The sequence below is a fragment of the Photobacterium ganghwense genome (assembly GCF_003025595.1).
In the GTDB taxonomy this organism is placed as follows: domain Bacteria; phylum Pseudomonadota; class Gammaproteobacteria; order Enterobacterales; family Vibrionaceae; genus Photobacterium; species Photobacterium ganghwense.
The window spans coordinates 879,100-896,427 of the sequence record NZ_PYMI01000002.1 but is presented as its reverse complement, the minus strand read 5'-3'; the positions used below and the strand labels follow the sequence as shown (position 1 = coordinate 896,427).

Here is a 17,328-nt window from a genome sequence, read left to right as displayed (position 1 = left end):
CCGGTATCACAATACTGAGTTTCTGGCCATGTTGAGTGTCACCCACGGTCATAAAACAAGACTCAGCATCTGAGTGATACCGGTTGTACTGGTGTGCCTAATTCATATTTATAAGATCGAGATTTCAGAGTCGCTTTCGTTTTTTACAAAAGTCCAACTTCTTCAGAATCAGCGGGTTGCCTGTCTATTTCGCTACTCAGTCGGTAAGGCTTTCAATAACGGCAAAGCCTGTGAAACATGCTCGCCCGTTACAACAAAACCTTTTATCTGCCCAGCGTCGTTCAACATTCTTGCCGTACAGCCTTGAGGATCGACGTTCATCTGCCAGCGCGCATTGTCAGGAAGTGTCCCACTGGATGGTTGCGCAGCACTCCCTAACTGAACAGGAAAATGCGGTGTTTTCACTTTTATCATCATCGGCGGCAGAGCCAATCGGCCTGGCTGACCCAATAATGATTTTGCCAGCGCATTGGCACTCAATAATGCAGGCTGTAAATAGGCCAGTACCTTCCCCTGTATTTCGGCACAATCTCCGAGGGCGTAAATATCCTGCGCCGAGGTTTGCAGGGTATCGTCCACTACAATGCCACGCCGAGTATCCAGCCCGGCTTGGCTAGCAAGTGAGACATTGGGCACTAACCCAGCCGCCGAGATAACAACATCGGCCTGTAGACAGTTACCGGAGGCCAGCGTCACTGTCATGCCATGACTCCCATTGCACGCCAACTCAATCACGCTGTCTGAAAGATACATATCAACATTCAGGTGTCGCATCACGGCCTGCATTTTCAGGGCGAGGTATTCCGGAAGTAAATTACCCATCAGGGTCTGGCTTGGCTCGACAATAACAACAATTTTCCCTGCCCCAGCTAAATCCATCGCCAGCTCAGTGCCGATCAGCCCGCCTCCCATCACTAATACCCGCTTCGCTTGATGTAATTGCTGCTGAGCGGCTTCGTACTCCGACAGGCTGTTCAGCGTGACAATCCGGTCTGTAGCACTCCCAGTAACATCAGGCACGAATGTACGGGCACCCGTTGCCAACACCAGTTTGCTATACGTCAATGCGCATCCTTCAGCGAAAACCTGATGCGCGTCGGGATCGATAGCTTCGACGCGGCAGCGGCTATGCAGTTCTATCTGGTATTCCTTTGCAAAGTCTTCGCCTGTCATACGAATCAAATCACCGGCGGTCTGCAGCCTGGTGAAGACGTGGCTTAGATCCGGCTTGTTGTAGTCATGGCCATCGTCCGCGGTGAAAACATGAATGGGAATCTGCTGATCGGCACGACGAATCGCTTTGACTAATTGGTAAGCGGCAAAGCCGCTACCAATAATAACCACTGGATATGTCATAGTTATACGCCTCGTACCGGCTCAAAAACCTCTTTCCCCAAACCGCATTCCGGACATAAAAAAGTCGCCGAAATATCAGACCAACATGTGCCAACGGCAACGCCTTGATTAGGTTCTCCCATCGCAGGGTCATAAACCCAGTTACACACGGTGCACACCATCTTCTGAGAGACCGTGGATCTCGGTATGGCTGGTTTTACGCCACGTTCAGGTGTTTCACGGGCTGTCAAAGCCACGACAGCCACCTCATCTGACCTATTACTCGCGTGTGGTACGGCATAGCTACCAGTCTTCTCACTCATCACATCATCCTGGTGAGACGCCTGTGATATTCCAGGTGACGCTATTTCTGATATTGCTTTGGGGAACGCCCATTGTCTGGCTATCATCTGGCCATGCGCCCGACATTCACGCATCGCTTTTCCGTCCGGCTTCCATTTGGTTTTCAGGCCGATGGTGGTTTCAAATCCGGCATCGGTGAGACGGGAGTGAATGCGATCAACAGCGCCACCATTCCAGCCGTAGCTACCAAACGCCCCGGCCTTTTTATTTTTGAATCGCAAGCCGGTGATCTCTTCCAGCATACCGGCCACTTTTGGCATCATGACATTATTCATGGTTGAAGAGCCGACCAGAATGCCTTTAGAGCGAAATACATTAGCGAGAATTTCGTTTTTATCCTGACGCGAAACATTAAAGACTTTCACCGCCACACCTGGGTCAACATCGTGGATGCCCTGAGCAATGGCGTCTGCCATCAAGCGGGTGTTATTCGACATCGAGTCATAAAAAATCGTAATGCGATCTTCCTGGTAATTGTTTGCCCATTCCAGGTACTGGTGAATAATCTGGGTTGGATTATCTCGCCACACAATACCGTGCGACGTCGCAATCATATCTACCGGCACATTAAAGCTGAGCACTTCGTGGATTTTGGCCGTAACCAGATTGCTGAATGGCGTCAGAATATTGGAGTAATAACGCAGGCACTGCTCCATCAGCTCATTCTGATCCACCTCATCATTAAACAGGTGCTCATCACAATAGTGCTGACCAAACGCATCGTTACTGAACAGTACCGCATCGCCTGTCAGGTAAGTCATCATGCTGTCAGGCCAGTGGAGCATTGGGGCTTCAATGAAGATTAGCTGTTTGCCGTTACCGACATCCAGTGTGTCACCGGTTTTGACCACGTTGAAATTCCACTCAGGGTGGTGGTGATGGCCGACAATCGAATCCACCGCATTCTCAGTGCAATAAATAGGTGTGCCGGGAATGCGTGCCATCAATGCGGTTAATGCCCCGGAATGATCTTCCTCAGCATGATTGATAACAATGTAATCAATGTCAGCCAGATCGATTTCCATCTCAAGATTTTGAATAAACTGTGTGCTGAAACGGTGATCTACGGTGTCGACCAGTACCGTTTTCTCTTCACGAATCAAATAACTGTTGTAACTGGTACCTTTTGTCATTTTGTATTCAGTACCGTGAAAGTCCTGTACTTCCCAGTCGCGTTGACCTACCCAATGGATGTTGTTCTTAACGTGAATTGTCATTTCAATACCTTTAGTGATTCCCAGAGCGAACAGCTTGCTCTGTCTTTGCTTTAGGTAATGCACTGACCATACCAAGTTTTCATCTCATTGTTTTTAAATCATTTAATATATTTATCGATAGGTTTATTGTCATTATGACAATCCATTAAAGGTGTCATAATGACAACTTAAGTGTCATAATGACTGTCAATGTATATATGGTTGAGGCATTCATGAAAAACACGCCAAAAGAACTCGCGCAGTTAGCACTGGATCTGACTCAGGTGCTCTCAAGTCAGGATCGTTTTGCACGATTACTCAGCGTCATAAAAACCCTGTTCAGTTGTGATGCCTCGGCCCTGCTGGCCTTCAGGGACCAACACTTTTCACCTTTGGCCATTAATGGCTTATATGACGAGGTTATGGGGCGCCAGTTTTCAATTGCCGATCACCCCCGGCTGGAAGCTATCGCCCGAGCGGGTGACATTGTGCGTTTTCCTCACGACAGTGATCTGCCGGATCCGTATGACGGCCTGATTCCCAGCCATCAGGGAAATCTGCATGTCCATGCCTGTGTCGGCTTACCCTTGATCGCGAACGATACCCTTATCGGTGCGCTGACCATCGACGGATTCGATCCTCACCAGTTTGATCGTTTCAGCAACGAGGAGTTGCGAATCATTAGTGCGCTGGCAGCGGCCAGCCTGCAAACAGCCCTGCTAATGGAGCAACTTGAGCGCCAGGCGGTCGATGTCCCGCAAGCATCAGGAACATCTGCCCCCGGCAAAGGGGCAGTGAACATGATTGGTCATTCTGCGGCCATGCGTGAACTAAAAAATCAGATTCAGGCTGTGGCGGGTACAGACCTGACTGTGCTGGTATCCGGTGAAACCGGCGTAGGGAAAGAACTGATTGCCGCTTCGATTCACCAGTCTTCCCAGCGCAGTCAGCAACCACTGGTGTACCTCAACTGCGCGGCGTTACCGGAGTCGGTCGCTGAAAGTGAGCTATTCGGACATGTCAAAGGTGCCTTTACCGGTGCCGTCAGCGATCGGAAAGGAAAGTTTGAGATGGCTGATGGCGGTACCCTGTTTTTAGATGAAGTGGGTGAACTCCCTTTGGCCCTGCAGGCAAAACTGCTGCGGGTTCTGCAATACGGTGATCTACAACGGGTGGGTGATGACAGACACCTGAAAGTGGATGTACGCATTATCGCCGCGACCAACCGACAATTGCATGCTGAAGTGAAAGCCGGAAAGTTCCGGGCAGATCTGTATCACCGTCTAAGCGTATTCCCGATTGTTGCCCCTCCGCTGCGAGACAGAGATAACGATGTGGTGCTACTGGCTGGATTTTTTATTGAACGCTGCCAGACCAAATTAGGGGTAAAAACGATCCGCCTTTCTGCTGATGCTCGTCAGATGCTGAAAGCCTATCACTGGCCGGGAAACATCCGTGAACTTGAACACGCCATCAATCGCGCGGCTGTGATTGCACGTGCCAGATTTGCCGCTTCAGCACGATCCACCGAGTCACCCGTTATTGAACTGGTCCCTGATGATTTTGATTTAGTAGCCATGTACGCCGTCGCTGATTTAACAGGCACGCCACAGACGGAAAAAGCTGATTGCAAGTCAACGGCCACTGGCGATCTGGTCAATCACCGGCTCAGTGATGCCGGACTAAAAGATGCCACGGACTCATTCCAGAGTCAGCTCATTATGGAGACCTATGAGCGCTGTAATCAAAACTGGGCGGCGGCGGCTCGTGCCCTGAAGCTGGACACGGGGAATCTTCATCGTCTGGCCAAACGCTTAGGCGTGAAATGACGTCAGCGGTCACTTTCCTCGTGTGCCAAGACGTTACGGTGTGACAACCTCAAAGCCGTAAACCTTTGCAAAAAAGCCCGGCGTACACATTCACTGGATATACATACGTACGTCGGGCTAATGCGTACATCGGACTTTGGTGTCACTTACCGTTTAACATGACAGATTAAATGCATCAGGCAAATGCTCAGGCACCACACTCGCACACTAACACGCCACGACTTCTGTTTGTGACAGTTTCTCGACCCTGACGGCAGCCACTTTAAATTCCGGGATCTTGGCATGGGGATCGGTTGCTGAAATGGTCAATTTATTTGCCGCAGACTCCGCAAAGTGGAATGGCGTAAACACCACACCGGGCTGCATCCGTTTCGTGACAAATGCTGGGGCTTCAATACTGCCACGACGGGTCACCAGGCGAATCATCTCGCCGTTCGTAATCCCTATCTTCTCAGCATCCACGACTGAAATCATCGCCCGCGGTCCGGCCAGATTATCCAAGCCTTTGGTTTTACGGGTCATTGTACCGGTATGGAATTGTTCCAGCAGACGACCTGTCGTCAGCACCAATGGGAAATCGGCATCCGGCATTTCTGCCGCGTAACGGAACGGCGTCACCACCATTTCAGCCTTGCCCCGCACAAATGTGTCCTGATGAAGCACTCGGGTACCCGGATGATCTTCATGCGGACATGGCCATTGCAAGCCATCAGGGCCGACACGCTCCCAGGTAATTCCGGCATATTGCGGAGTCAACTGGTTGATTTCACGAGTAATGTCCGCCACGGAGTGATATTGCCAGTCACTGCCCATGGCATTCGCAATAGACTGAATAATCTGCCAGTCTTCTCTCGCTTCTCCCGGCGCTTTTACAGCCGGTTGGAGCCGTTGAACACGACGTTCAGTGTTGGTGAAATGGCCTGATTTCTCCGCAAAGGCGAAAGAAGGCAGCACGACATCGGCTAGCTGAGCGGTTTCAGTCAGGAAAATGTCCTGCACCACCAGAAAATCAAGCGCATGGAGCCCTTGCAGTACATGGTGCTGATCCGGATCACTGAGTACCGGGTTCTCCCCCATCACATACAGACCACGCACCTGCTTCTGGCAGGCTGCATCAATGATTTCCGTCAGTGTTAACCCCGGTTGATCCGGCAAGTCAGAGCAATTCCATGCCTGTGCAAATTTCTGATGAACTTCCGGATTGGTCACTTTCTGATAACCCGGGAAATTGTCCGGCAAAGCTCCCATATCGCAGGCGCCCTGCACATTTGACTGCCCTCGCAGCGGGTTAATGCCTCCGCCTTCAACCCCAATATTGCCGCACAGCAGCTGCAGGTTGGCAATGGCCCGCACATTGTCGTGACCTGTTGTGTGCTGGGTAATACCCATGGCGTAATACACTGCCGTGTGCTTTGCCTGTCCGATCATTTCGGCCAGCCGCATCAGGTCTGCCTGTTTCACACCAGTCACCAGTTCCACTCTCTCCGGCGAATAAGCGTCACGCATCACTTCAGCTTCAAACGCCTCAAAGCCCGTAACACGCTCATGGAGATAGTGTTCACTGTGCCAGCCATTCACAAGAATCTGCTGCATAATGCCATTCAGCAGCATCACATCGGTTCCGGGACGCTGTGCCACATACAACTCAGCATGATCGGCAATGTCTACCCGTTTTGGATCGGCCACGACCAGACGCGCAGTGCCCTTGCGAATCGCCTGCTTGATATGTGATGCGATGATCGGGTGCGCTGCTGTGGTATCCGAGCCAATGATAAAGATCAGATCCGAATGGGCAATACTCGGAATATCATTGGTCATGGCCCCGCTGCCCAGCGATGCCTCCAGCCCAGTCACCGTACTGGCATGACACAGCCGGGCACAATGATCGACATTGTTAGTACCCAGCTCACGCCGGATAAACTTCTGGAACGCAAAGTTATCTTCGTTGGTGGTTTTGGCCGATGAGAATCCCGCCAGGGCATTGCCCCCAAACAAGGTTTTGATTCGGTTGAACTTACTCGCCACCAGCTCAATGGCCTCATCCCAACTGGCAGGCTGCAACTCACCGTTTTGACGAATTAAGGGTTGGGTCAGGCGCTCTTTGCTGTGAATAAAATCAAAACCGAACCGGCCTTTCACACAGAGCATTCCCTGATTAACCGGAGAGTCTTTAGCCCCTTGCACATACCGGATCTGATTTCGGCTTTCATCGACAAACAGAGTCACTTTGCAGCCGACGCCACAATAGGTACAGATGGTTTCTGTCGGCTTTAGCATCTCAATCCGCCCCTGCGATTTATCCCTCGCATCCACCAGCGCTCCGGTCGGACACACCTGCACGCAAGCCCCGCACTGTACGCAGGCCGAATCACCCATGCTGTATCCCTGTTCAAAACCGGGACGGCATTCCGGTCTGCTCGCACCAGAGCCATCCGGGTTGCGGGAAAAACTCAAAACACCATGTACCGCCTGCTCGTTACAGGCAGCCACACATTGGCCACAGCTGATACAGCGGTTGGCATCGAACACGATAAACTCTGCGCTATTATCCACGACGAATTTCTGGCAGTCAGCGGTATCCAGCTCCTCGCGCTGAACCCCGTATTCCGTCGCATAGTCCCGCAACTGGCAGTCGGTATTCGCCTGACACCCACACTCAAGGCAGCGTGCCGCTTCCACCATTGCATCACTGGTAGAAAAGCCTGTCTCCACTTCGGCAAAGCTCCCCTGCCGCTCATTGGCAGACAACTCCGGCATTACTGCACGCACCGCTTTCTGAATGGCAGTATATTGCGTCAGATCGATGTCTTTTACCCGCGATGCTTTCTTAGCATCAAAAGGGGCGACAGCAGCCGTCACGGACTGCCCTTGCAGGAACCGGTTTATCGCTTCGGCGGCCAGTCGCCCATCAGCGACGGCCTCAATGGCGGTCGCCGGCCCGCGTCGTAAGTCACCGATACTGAAGACGTTCGCCACACCGGTATACAAAGAGCGTGAATCCGCGTCCACGGTTTGCCAACGCGTAACGGGTAATTCAATGCCAGCCTGCTCCAGAAAACTGAGATCAGGTTGCTGAGAAACAGCGGCGATTACGGTATCAAACGCTTCAGTAACATACTCACCGGTTGGCTCAGGTCGGCGGCGTCCCGATGCATCCGGCTCCCCCAACGCCATTTTTTCCAGTTTTACGGCGTTGACCCGACCAGTCTCATCCGCCAGGTTCTCAACCGGGTTTGTCAGAAAGTGGAATTTCACCCCTTCATGCTCCGCTTCGACAATCTCATAGTCTTCAGCCGGCATTTCATCCCGGGTACGGCGATAAATCAGCGTGGTGTCGGCACCGGCTCTTATCGCCGTGCGGGCACAGTCAATCGCGGTGTTTCCTCCTCCAATCACTGCCACTTTCTGTCCGGTGGTGTAAGTTTTGTCGGTGACAAAATCTTTAAGGTAATCAACCCCAAGATAGCAACCATCCAAATCACTGCCGGGATAGGTCATTGCCACCGCTTTCGACGCGCCGACCGCAAGACACACTGCGTCATATTGCTCAATCAGTGCTGTCAGCGGCATGTCTTTGCCCAGTGCCGTATTGGTTTGAATCGTCATCCCGTTGCGGCACATCAGTTCAATTTCTTTGTCGAGAATCGCTTTCGGTAAGCGGTATTCCGGAATCCCATATCGCAGCCATCCGCCGGGCTGCGGCATCGACTCCAACACAGTGACGTTGTAACCTTCAATGCTCAGGTAATAGCCGCAGCTCAACCCGCCAGGGCCACTACCAACAATTGCAATACGCTTCCCCTTATCCGCCTTACGTGGTGGAATATATTGCTCCTGCGCTTCCAGATCGCAGTCTGCCGCATGCCGTTTAAGCTGACGAATTGCCACCGGCTCATCAACAATGCCCCGGCGGCATTCCGCTTCACAAAATGCCGGGCACACACGGCCAATAGAAAGCGGCATCGGTAGGGTGCGCTTGATAACTTCTACCGCTTTTTGATGATCGTTCTGGGAAATGTGATACAGGTAGGACTGAATATCGACGCCGGCCGGACAAGCCGTCTGACACGGGGCCAGGCAATCGGCATAATGATCAGACAAAATACGTTTCAGTGCCTGCTGGCGTTGTGTGCTCAATGCTTCGCTATGAGTCCGAATCGTCATACCCGGCTCCGGAACAACTTCACAGGCACGAACGGTAGTTATGGTGGACTGAAGAGAAGCCTGATGGTGTTCATGCTGGTACGCGACTTCGACCACGCACAGCCCGCAAGGCACTTTTTCCCCGTTTTTGTTTAATCCGCACAGAGATGGAATCTCAATGCCGTTCGCCTGAGCGACCTCAAGAATCGTCTGTCGGTTGTCAGCTGACAGCACTTGTCCGTCTATAGTGACATGCATCTTCATTGCCTCATTCTGTTGGTGTCACCGGGCTTTATTTTGTCTGACGCCATTATTTTTTTGGGGCTCTGGCCGCCTTTATTTATCTGGGAGCTGCTTCTAAAGCGACTGCCCATGCCCGATGCACGGAGTGATAACCAGTCTCCTGTCATGAACACATTCAGCAGGGACACGGAAAATCCTCTTTTTTAGGTATTCGGCTAGATTATCAGCCGCAGAATTTAATTCCTTGATTTGGAACATTCTGAATATTTATTTAGGAAATGAAGGAAGTTGTTGCCTATCAGGCAGTGCACTATTTTGCCTTTAGCGCTAAATCAGCGTGACATTTCTGAAAATCAGCTTATATAATCCACTGATAAATTTAATAATTAGGAGTACCGGGCAGTATGGCAACACTTCTCGATTCTGTCGATCAACGTACCCAGCTTGTGGGGGAAAACCGCCTTGAGCTGTTGATTTTTCGGCTGCATACCGGTCAGCTTTTTGCCATCAATGTATTCAAGGTTAAAGAAGTCGTAAAACTGCCCAAACTGAACATGCTGCCAGGCTCGCACCCCAATATCAGTGGGGTCGCCAACATTCGTGGTGCTTCTATTCCGGTCATTGATTTACGCCGTGCTATCGGGATGTCCGGCGGCAGCGAGGCCAGTGAACGAAATATCATTATTACTGAATATAACCGTACCGTGCAGGCGTTCATGGTGGGGGAAGTCATGAACATCGTTAATTTGACATGGCGCGATATTCAGCCGCCACCCGAGCAAGTTGGCAAGAATAACTATCTCACCGCCATTACCAAAGTTCAGCGTGACGGCATGGATCGGCTGGTCAGCATCATCGACGTCGAGAAAGTACTGGCAGACATCGTCAACTACAACGTGCGAATTTCCGTTGGTGTACTGGATACTGCGATTCTGAATCATTTTGACGGGCGCAAAGTGCTGATTGTCGATGACTCGTCAACAGCTCGTGCACAGATGCGTGAAACCCTGACCCAGCTGGGGCTGACTGTCATTGAGGCCCATAATGGCCGCAAAGCGTTAGAGCTGCTGAAACGCTGGTGTGATGAAGGCAAAAATGTGACAGATGAGATTCTGATGATGTTCACCGACGCCGAGATGCCAGAAATGGACGGTTATAAACTCACCCATGAGATCCGCGGCGATAGCCGAATGCATACCCTGCACATTGCGCTTAACACATCCCTGAGCGGCAGCTTCAACGAGGCAATGGTGAAAAAAGTCGGTTGCGACCGTTTTATTTCGAAATTCCAGCCTGACCTGCTGGTCGAAGTGGTTCAGGATCGTTTGCGGGACGTTCTCGGCACTTCATAGCCAGCGCCTTCACCGGACTCTCCCCCTGCCAGTGCCACAATACCGCTGCGAAAACTCGCCTTCTGGCGAGTTTTCTCTGTCTGCAACATCACGCCTCCTGTCTTCATGATCTCAGGCCCCCAAAAATCCAGCTTAGAAAGACGCCTGTATTGACTCACGTTAACCCACCTTCGTCAGGCCACTGTGATTGCCAGACTAAACATTCGATACACGACTTGTTGATAATTCAACTGATGAATAACTCTACGAATCAACAATACACCAGACTCAAGTGCAACACGGAGAGTTTAAACAGTGCTTCAATCCAGCGTGATTCATCCCACGTCTGAGCCTTCCAGCACCATGAGTCAGCATCCACTTTTTCAACATATCGTCTCGCAGAGAGTCTTTTCTCAAAGAGCCTCTTCTTAAAGGGCCCGTTCTTAAAGAAGTCATCAGAAAACCTGTTGAAGGTGTCCCTCTGTTCTGAAATCCAGTTTGTGACCAGACGGTGCGTCAATTGCACATGTCCCGATAACCCGTTAGCGAATACCCTTGTCATCCGTTATCCCCGTATTAGCTGTTTGTCTATTCATCCTGCGTTAAAAGCGATAATTGGCTGTTTGCGCTTTCATTGGCGGAATGTGGCGGTCTACATTGTTAGGGTCAGATTCCCAGTCGGCTTCCCGGCTTTGCTCCCAGTCACTTTCCCAGGCATAGAGCACCTGACCATCCGTTAATGTGATACTTGGAGCACCTGACGATTCCGGTCGGGCTTCACCCCAGGTTTCATCCGCTTTGACATTCACCTGTACGGTCAACATCAGAGTGAGGCAAAAGGCGAGCACCCAGCAAGGAGCCCCCTCACTGCGTTGTTGATTTATATATTTTGACATTCTCGAACTCCTGCTTTGTACATCTCGGTCCCGACAACAATCCTTGCCTTATGGATGTCCTGCGGTTTGTACTGATGCACTGCTGCTACGCAGGGTAACGCGGCGGTCGAAGAAATCGTCTTCAAAGTTCTGCTCTGTTTTCAATGGACTTTGATCACCATACGCGGCCACATCAAATTGCTCATGGTCGACACCACGCTCGATCAAATAATGTTGTACGGCTTCTACCCGGCTCTCTGACAGCGAAAAGTTGCGTTCGCTGCTACCACGGCGGTCGGCAAACCCTTCCAGTACCCATTTCACTTCCGGTGCCTGCTTCATGACTTCCGCCAGTTCATCCAGCTGGGCTTTAAACAAAGGTTCAATCTCCGCGGACCCCGTTCGGAAATGGACATTCATCTCCAGTGCCAAATCAACATCCGTTGGTTGAATATTCATCAGTTCAAATTTTTCCTGCTCCAGACGGGCGATTTCAAGCTGTGCCTGATTGTATTTATGGCTGATTCGCTCCAATTCTGTATTGCGGGCCGCAATTTCAGTGATTTCCTCATCCTGAGCCTGAATATGCTGGTCTTGCCCGACGGCTGTGCCGACAATTCCACCGACCATTGCCCCCACAACCGCGCCAATCGGGCCACCGACAATCGCCCCCAGTGCCGCGCCAGAACCCAATCCGACCAATTGTTCCTGCTGACCGACGGTGTAGCTGTCATCACCCAACTGAGTATCCGCCATTGCAGACGGCGTGCTGACAGATGCCAATAGTGATGCGGCGATAAGAGTGGTAATTAGCTGCTTTTTCATGGTGTTTTCCTCTGCTTATTTTTTGTGCTTATTTTTTGTACTTGTTTTCGATGATGGTTATTCGCAGCGACGTTTCCCGGTGCAAGCTTGTTGTTTTCAGCGCTATATCGTCGTATGCCGTATGTTCGCTGAACGTTGGGAATCGCCGTTTCGATGAGGTTATTAAACCAAGCAGTTCTGGCACTGGCAGGGACAAAAAAAGGCAATGTGATGGTCAATTGTGGCAAAAAAATGGCAATTGCCCGAATCCCCGAAAGTGGCCTTTCATCACTTGAGATTTCTTGTATAGTCACTGCATTAACAGTGTTCACAATCGTTTTTCTGCAATGAATCGCTTGGTGTTGTGACGCAGTATTGGATTGGCAGGAATACAACCTATGAAAAAAATTGTCATTGTCGAAGATGAAACCGCGATTCGCGAAAACTACATGGACGTGCTGAAAAAACACGGTTATGACGTCAGAGGCTACGAGAATCGTCCTGATGCACAGGCTGCATTTGAACAACAGCTGCCCGATTTAGCCATTATTGATATCGGCTTGCAGGATGAAATTGATGGCGGCTTCACCTTGTGTCAGTCACTTCGTGCTATGTCGCCGACCGTTCCGATTATCTTCCTGACCGCCAGAGACAGTGATTTTGATACCGTCTGCGGTTTACGTATGGGGGCCGATGATTATCTGACCAAAGACATCAGCCTGCCACACCTGATGGCGCGTATCGCAGCACTGTTTCGCCGCAGCGAGCTGATGGCCACCCCGACCGTACAGGACACCTTGCTAGAGCGAGGGCCCCTCACCATCGACAAAAACAAGATGCAGGTTTTCTGGCAGCAACAGCTGATTGAACTGACAGTCACAGAGTTCTGGATGGTTTATGCGCTGGCAAAACGCCCGGGCCATGTCAAAAGCCGTCATGATCTGATGGACGAAGCTCGAGTAGTGGTCGACGACAGTACAATCACCTCTCACATCAAACGGATACGCAAGAAATTTATGCTGTTCGATAACGATTTCGACTGTATTAACACCGTCTACGGTATGGGTTACCGTTGGGGAGCCTGATGTGAAAAAGTCTCGGTTAAATATGCCCTTCATCAGAGCAACGCCGCCACACGGTTCAGGGCTAAAAACCTCTCTGTTGAAACGCTTTCGGTTACTCATATCATCGTTAAAAGCGTGGCAGTTTAAGCCGGCATTTGGTCTGCGTACAAAAGTGATTCTTATCGCCAGTTTGCTGCTAGCTTTACCCTGGTTAGGTTACAACTATGTGCTGGAAATGGAAAAGCTGCTTCGTCAGGGACAGGAGCAGACACTGATTGGTACGACCCGAGCTGTGGCGACCGCACTGAATGAGCGGCCTAACCTGTTCAACGAACAAGCCAGCGCCTTGCAGTCGGTTCAAAAAGGCAGGGATCTCTACGCGTATGCGTTGACATCTCCTGTTACGCTCGATGGCGTTCTGGACGACTGGACAGACGGCACCGATAAACTGCTGTCTTATGGCCGGGATGATGTGCAGTTCAGCCGCGGTATTTATAACGCAAATAGCATCCGGTTCCGCCATGGAATTGGCCGGCATGGGGATTATCTTTATGCCGCGTTTGAGGTATCAGATCGACGCCCGGTTTTGCGCCGCCCGGATTCTGTTCGGATTGATCGCAATGATCACCTGATCGTCGCCATGACAACTCCGACGGGCGAACTACAGCGTTTTGCGGTGACGGCTCTCACCGAAGGGAAAGCTGAAATCTGGTCGCTTCAGGGCGAAATCAGTAATGCCGAGGCGGTGATTCCAACAGAGGAAATCAGTGGTTACTGGCGTCAGACCGATAATGGCTACAACATCGAACTGCGCCTGCCTTTAGCCATGCTGGGCAACAAACTCGGCTTTGCCTTTTATGATGTGAACAACAGCCAGAACCGCGAAGTGGAAACCATTATCGGCACATCCAATACCAATCACCTAAACCGATTGGGGACCGTCCTCGTACCTTCACCGGATATCGAAAACATCCTGAAAGGTATGGGGCATACCAGCACCCGACTTTGGGTTATTGACCGCCACCAGCGGGTATTGGCCAAATCCGGCGATATTCAGGAATCCAACGGTGTATGGTCTACCTCGGTCAAATATGGCAACAACGACAACTCCTGGTGGTCAGCGTTTGAAGAAAAATGGCTGCACCCAATTTATTACCGTTACCTGCTCAATGAGCCACAGGCGTTTGACGATCAGATTAAAGATTCGGCCCAGTTACAGGGAGTGCATATATACCAGGCTCTGCAAGGACGCGGCTATTCACAATGGCGGCGTTCCGAAGACGGAAAAGCGATGATTCTTGCTGCGGCCTACCCTATCTGGCTCAGTGACAACGTCATGGGCGCGGTAGTGGCAGAAGAATCTACCGTCGGCATTCAGACCCTCAAAAACCGTGCACTGGAAAAACTGCTGAACGCAATGCTGGCCGTGATACTGATAGGTACCGTGACCTTGCTGTTATTTGCCTCGAAAATATCGGGCAGAATCCGTCGCCTTCGTGACGAAGCAGAACAAGCAATAGATAGCCAGGGGCGGATCTGCCAGCCTATTACCCCTTCTGCAAACACCGATGAAATTGGTGACCTCAGCCGTAGTTTGGCGGCAATGGTCAACCGGTTAGGTCAATACAATCACTATCTGGAAAATTTATCATCGCGTTTATCGCATGAACTGAGAACACCGGTGGCTGTGGTTCGCTCGTCGATTGAAAACCTGTCGTTGCAAAATCAGGATGAAGACAGTCAACGTTATATTGCCCGTGCTCAGGAGGGTGTCCAGCGCCTGAGTACCATTCTTTCGAGCATGACAGAGGCAACCCGCATTGAACAAAGCCTGCAAGGTGCCGAAAAAGAAGTCTTCCCGTTCAATGAACTGGTGTCGGGATGCATGCAAGGCTATCAAATGGCGTATCCTGAACAGGCATTTTCAGTGCGAGCTGATGACGTTTTGATGATTGATGGCGCACCAGATTATCTGGCGCAATTGCTGGATAAGCTTATCGCTAATGCGGTTGATTTCAGCCAAAATGATCAGCCAATTAGGGTAACTTTGACCCGTCATGGCACGCAGGTCAGACTGGTTGTCAGCAACAAAGGCCCGTTACTGCCCAAAGGCATGGAAACCCAGTTGTGTAATTCAATGGTGTCGATCCGGACACAGGATAAACAGGACAAACCCCATCTCGGACTGGGGCTGTTCATTGCAGGGCTGATCACCAATTTTCATGATGGCCAAATTGTACTGCAAAATAATGTGTCGCTTAATGGCGTTGACGTTGTGGTCACCCTGCCGCTCTGTGATCACCACCGCTCAGACGTTGACTGACAAGCCCGTCAACACTTCCTCCCCGGCCTCTGCTGCCTCAGTCACGTCGCCGGGAGAGATAACTCTCATCACAGCGCGAACAAACAGCCGTCCAGGCAACGCGAAATCATAAACAAAAAAGCACCGCTAGGTGCTTTATGAAGATGCAATGACGGCGGAAAATAACCCTACCGCAGCTGCGATCGCTACTAGTGCTAGCGCTATTTCAAATATTAACTCTCGCATATCATTTCGCTCTCGGTCCACACGCTTGTCACCTGAATTACTTTCGGTCAATACCGCTACCTGTTTTGCTTTAACCTCAATAAACAACGAAATGGTAGCAGCATAAAATGGAATAGATCTGACCGGGAAATTTCATCATACATTTCTCGGCTAGATATAACCTGAACAATTTCGGCTCCGCCAGTTATAAATCCGCGGCTTCGATCATGTCCACATAACCTGAATAATCCTATGAAATAAAAAGATTTAATTGATGAACAGATCGCATTATTTTTCACCACCAATTGTGCTCACGTTCTTTCCCTTATAAATGTTCAGAGTTTGGTACAGGTGCGATTCAGGAATAATGGCGATGAAATGGCTGACAAGATTAAATGCAATCTGCTGTTTATTTTTTTCCGTCTCATTAATGAGTCAACCTTTACCCATTAATCAATTTAATGCCCTGCAAGTGTTATCACACTTCAATGTCAGTACCATTGAACTCCCCGTTTATATTGAGCGTAATGAAGCAAACCTCTATGGACAGGATGCCAACCACAATTCACTGAGAGATGATTTCGAACAATATATCCTGGAGCATTATCAACAACCTGAACATGTAGCGATGGCCATACTGGCTGCCCAGACCTGGAAACGGTTACTGGAAGTAACAGCATCACAGCAAAGCGGAAGCTTCACCCGATTGAAATTAATTTCAGAAATTCAGGCCATTAAGCAATGTTTTCGTCAACTGGAAACCCATCAGCCGGAGTTTCATTCCGCGTCGTTTGCCTATTTCAATACCCCGCAACGCGCCGATGCCAGAAAACAAGCCGAGCAGCACCTGTCCAGCTGGCGCCAGCAATACCGGCAGGTGAAATTAATCGAAGATTCTCAACCACCCTGCCAGGTATTTAAACGGCTCATGCAGCAATTTTTGCCCGCGACGCAAGAAACTCTACACCTGGCCGCAGACAGTGTAATGGAGCCAACGCCCCACCTCACGCAATAAATTGTCAGCGATTGTCCGGCTGAGACATTTCATCATTCTGACTGCGGTTCTTTTCACTCAATGAAGTATTGCCGTCCGATGAAATACGCTTGTTTTGAGAAGCTTGGGAGGGTGACGGTGAGGACATCTGTGTAGATATACCCGTTACGGACTGAGAAACCTCAACATGCGCCATGAGATCCTGTTCTTTTTTCTTAATGGCTTGAAACTGCGCATCGCACACACTGCGTGTCACTTTGTCTTCGCCGTAAGTGCTCATACAGCGATCCATATATTCTTCATAGGTCATGAGCAGCGGTTCAGCGGTCACCACGCCAGCGCTAAGGCATAACGCAGAGCATAAAGCAGAGTATCGCCCAGTGTTCGGCCATCGGAAGGGCACATACGCGGCCAAAGAATGGAAATTCAGGTGCAGGCTCATACTCATCACCTCTCAAAACAGGGTTCGGCTTTGCACATGACGCCTGAGACATCACGATATTGAAGCCTGTCTGTTAAGAAAAGCTGATTTCTCCCTCTTATGCCAACCTGAATCTGAGACAAAAAAGAGCCTGCTTAATGCAGGCTCTTTTGCGGTCTCTGGCTAACAGAACGCTCATCTTG

The 17,328-nt window shown here is 50.4% G+C and carries 13 protein-coding genes; 5 read left to right on the top strand and 8 right to left on the bottom strand.

Annotation, left to right across the window (positions count from 1 at the left end; all coding sequences use genetic code 11):
- Window positions 1-192: 192 nt before the first annotated feature.
- On the bottom strand, window positions 193-1,356 hold the full coding sequence (gene norW, locus C9I92_RS09840) for an NADH:flavorubredoxin reductase NorW (protein ID WP_047884480.1): 1,164 nt from the start codon (window positions 1,354-1,356) through the stop codon (window positions 193-195).
- Between the two features lie 2 nt (window positions 1,357-1,358).
- Window positions 1,359-2,915 carry an anaerobic nitric oxide reductase flavorubredoxin gene (gene norV / locus C9I92_RS09835; RefSeq protein WP_047884481.1) on the bottom strand — a complete coding sequence of 519 codons (1,557 nt, stop codon included), beginning with the start codon at window positions 2,913-2,915 and terminating at the stop codon, window positions 1,359-1,361.
- A gap of 212 nt (window positions 2,916-3,127) precedes the next feature.
- Between norV and norR the strand changes: the two genes are divergently transcribed.
- The gene (norR, locus tag C9I92_RS09830; RefSeq protein WP_047884835.1) at window positions 3,128-4,723 is read left to right on the top strand and encodes a nitric oxide reductase transcriptional regulator NorR; all 1,596 of its coding nucleotides are present in this window, start codon (window positions 3,128-3,130) and stop codon (window positions 4,721-4,723) included.
- Window positions 4,724-4,930: 207 nt separating this feature from the next.
- On the opposite strand, the gene fdhF is transcribed toward norR, so the two are convergent.
- Entirely contained in the window at window positions 4,931-9,124 is a 4,194-nt protein-coding gene (gene fdhF / locus C9I92_RS09825; RefSeq protein WP_047884482.1) for a formate dehydrogenase subunit alpha, read from the bottom strand.
- 389 nt (window positions 9,125-9,513) lie between these two features.
- Here fdhF and C9I92_RS09820 point away from each other — a divergent pair, with 389 nt between their 5' ends.
- Complete coding sequence (locus tag C9I92_RS09820) at window positions 9,514-10,461, top strand: chemotaxis protein CheV (protein ID WP_047884483.1); 948 nt, start codon at window positions 9,514-9,516, stop codon at window positions 10,459-10,461.
- On the opposite strand, the gene C9I92_RS25780 is transcribed toward C9I92_RS09820, so the two are convergent.
- From C9I92_RS25780 to C9I92_RS25410, 4 genes are all read right to left on the bottom strand, one after another.
- Window positions 10,425-10,550, bottom strand: a complete 126-nt coding sequence (locus tag C9I92_RS25780; RefSeq protein WP_282958006.1) for a hypothetical protein — start codon at window positions 10,548-10,550, stop codon at window positions 10,425-10,427. The two genes, C9I92_RS09820 and C9I92_RS25780, sit on opposite strands and share 37 nt — an antisense overlap.
- A 492-nt stretch (window positions 10,551-11,042) precedes the next feature.
- On the bottom strand, window positions 11,043-11,336 hold the full coding sequence (locus C9I92_RS09810; protein WP_047884485.1) for a hypothetical protein: 294 nt from the start codon (window positions 11,334-11,336) through the stop codon (window positions 11,043-11,045).
- A 48-nt stretch (window positions 11,337-11,384) separates the two neighbouring features.
- A complete protein-coding gene (gene pdsO, locus C9I92_RS09805) occupies window positions 11,385-12,140 on the bottom strand; it encodes a sortase-associated OmpA-like protein PdsO (RefSeq protein ID WP_047884486.1) in 756 nt (251 codons plus the stop codon).
- Window positions 12,137-12,451 carry a hypothetical protein gene (locus C9I92_RS25410; protein ID WP_157038313.1) on the bottom strand — a complete coding sequence of 105 codons (315 nt, stop codon included), beginning with the start codon at window positions 12,449-12,451 and terminating at the stop codon, window positions 12,137-12,139. Before C9I92_RS25410 ends, pdsO begins: the two co-directional genes overlap by 4 nt.
- Before the next feature lie 66 nt (window positions 12,452-12,517).
- Between C9I92_RS25410 and pdsR the strand changes: the two genes are divergently transcribed.
- The 3 genes from pdsR to C9I92_RS09785 all read left to right on the top strand — a co-directional run bounded on the left by pdsR (window position 12,518) and on the right by C9I92_RS09785 (window position 16,725).
- Window positions 12,518-13,204 carry a proteobacterial dedicated sortase system response regulator gene (gene pdsR, locus C9I92_RS09795; RefSeq protein WP_047884487.1) on the top strand — a complete coding sequence of 229 codons (687 nt, stop codon included), beginning with the start codon at window positions 12,518-12,520 and terminating at the stop codon, window positions 13,202-13,204.
- 1 nt (window position 13,205) lies between these two features.
- Complete coding sequence (gene pdsS, locus C9I92_RS09790) at window positions 13,206-15,506, top strand: proteobacterial dedicated sortase system histidine kinase (protein ID WP_242551961.1); 2,301 nt, start codon at window positions 13,206-13,208, stop codon at window positions 15,504-15,506.
- Window positions 15,507-16,083: 577 nt separating this feature from the next.
- The gene (locus C9I92_RS09785; protein WP_047884488.1) at window positions 16,084-16,725 is read left to right on the top strand and encodes a hypothetical protein; all 642 of its coding nucleotides are present in this window, start codon (window positions 16,084-16,086) and stop codon (window positions 16,723-16,725) included.
- 4 nt (window positions 16,726-16,729) lie between these two features.
- Here the strand turns inward: C9I92_RS09785 and C9I92_RS09780 are convergent, their stop codons facing one another.
- A complete protein-coding gene (locus C9I92_RS09780; RefSeq protein ID WP_047884489.1) occupies window positions 16,730-17,146 on the bottom strand; it encodes a hypothetical protein in 417 nt (138 codons plus the stop codon).
- Window positions 17,147-17,328: the final 182 nt, after the last annotated feature.

What these genes read in the sequence shown, in the direction of transcription:
- norW (WP_047884480.1), bottom strand. Translation starts at nt 1,356, where the DNA reads ATGACATATCCAGTGGTTATTATTGGTAGCGGCTTTGCCGCTTACCAA.
- norV (WP_047884481.1), bottom strand. Translation starts at nt 2,915, where the DNA reads ATGACAATTCACGTTAAGAACAACATCCATTGGGTAGGTCAACGCGAC.
- norR (WP_047884835.1), top strand. Translation starts at nt 3,128, where the DNA reads ATGAAAAACACGCCAAAAGAACTCGCGCAGTTAGCACTGGATCTGACT.
- fdhF (WP_047884482.1), bottom strand. Translation starts at nt 9,124, where the DNA reads ATGCATGTCACTATAGACGGACAAGTGCTGTCAGCTGACAACCGACAG.
- C9I92_RS09820 (WP_047884483.1), top strand. Translation starts at nt 9,514, where the DNA reads ATGGCAACACTTCTCGATTCTGTCGATCAACGTACCCAGCTTGTGGGG.
- C9I92_RS25780 (WP_282958006.1), bottom strand. Translation starts at nt 10,550, where the DNA reads ATGTTGCAGACAGAGAAAACTCGCCAGAAGGCGAGTTTTCGCAGCGGT.
- C9I92_RS09810 (WP_047884485.1), bottom strand. Translation starts at nt 11,336, where the DNA reads ATGTCAAAATATATAAATCAACAACGCAGTGAGGGGGCTCCTTGCTGG.
- pdsO (WP_047884486.1), bottom strand. Translation starts at nt 12,140, where the DNA reads ATGAAAAAGCAGCTAATTACCACTCTTATCGCCGCATCACTATTGGCA.
- pdsR (WP_047884487.1), top strand. Translation starts at nt 12,518, where the DNA reads ATGAAAAAAATTGTCATTGTCGAAGATGAAACCGCGATTCGCGAAAAC.
- C9I92_RS09785 (WP_047884488.1), top strand. Translation starts at nt 16,084, where the DNA reads ATGAAATGGCTGACAAGATTAAATGCAATCTGCTGTTTATTTTTTTCC.
- C9I92_RS09780 (WP_047884489.1), bottom strand. Translation starts at nt 17,146, where the DNA reads ATGAGCCTGCACCTGAATTTCCATTCTTTGGCCGCGTATGTGCCCTTC.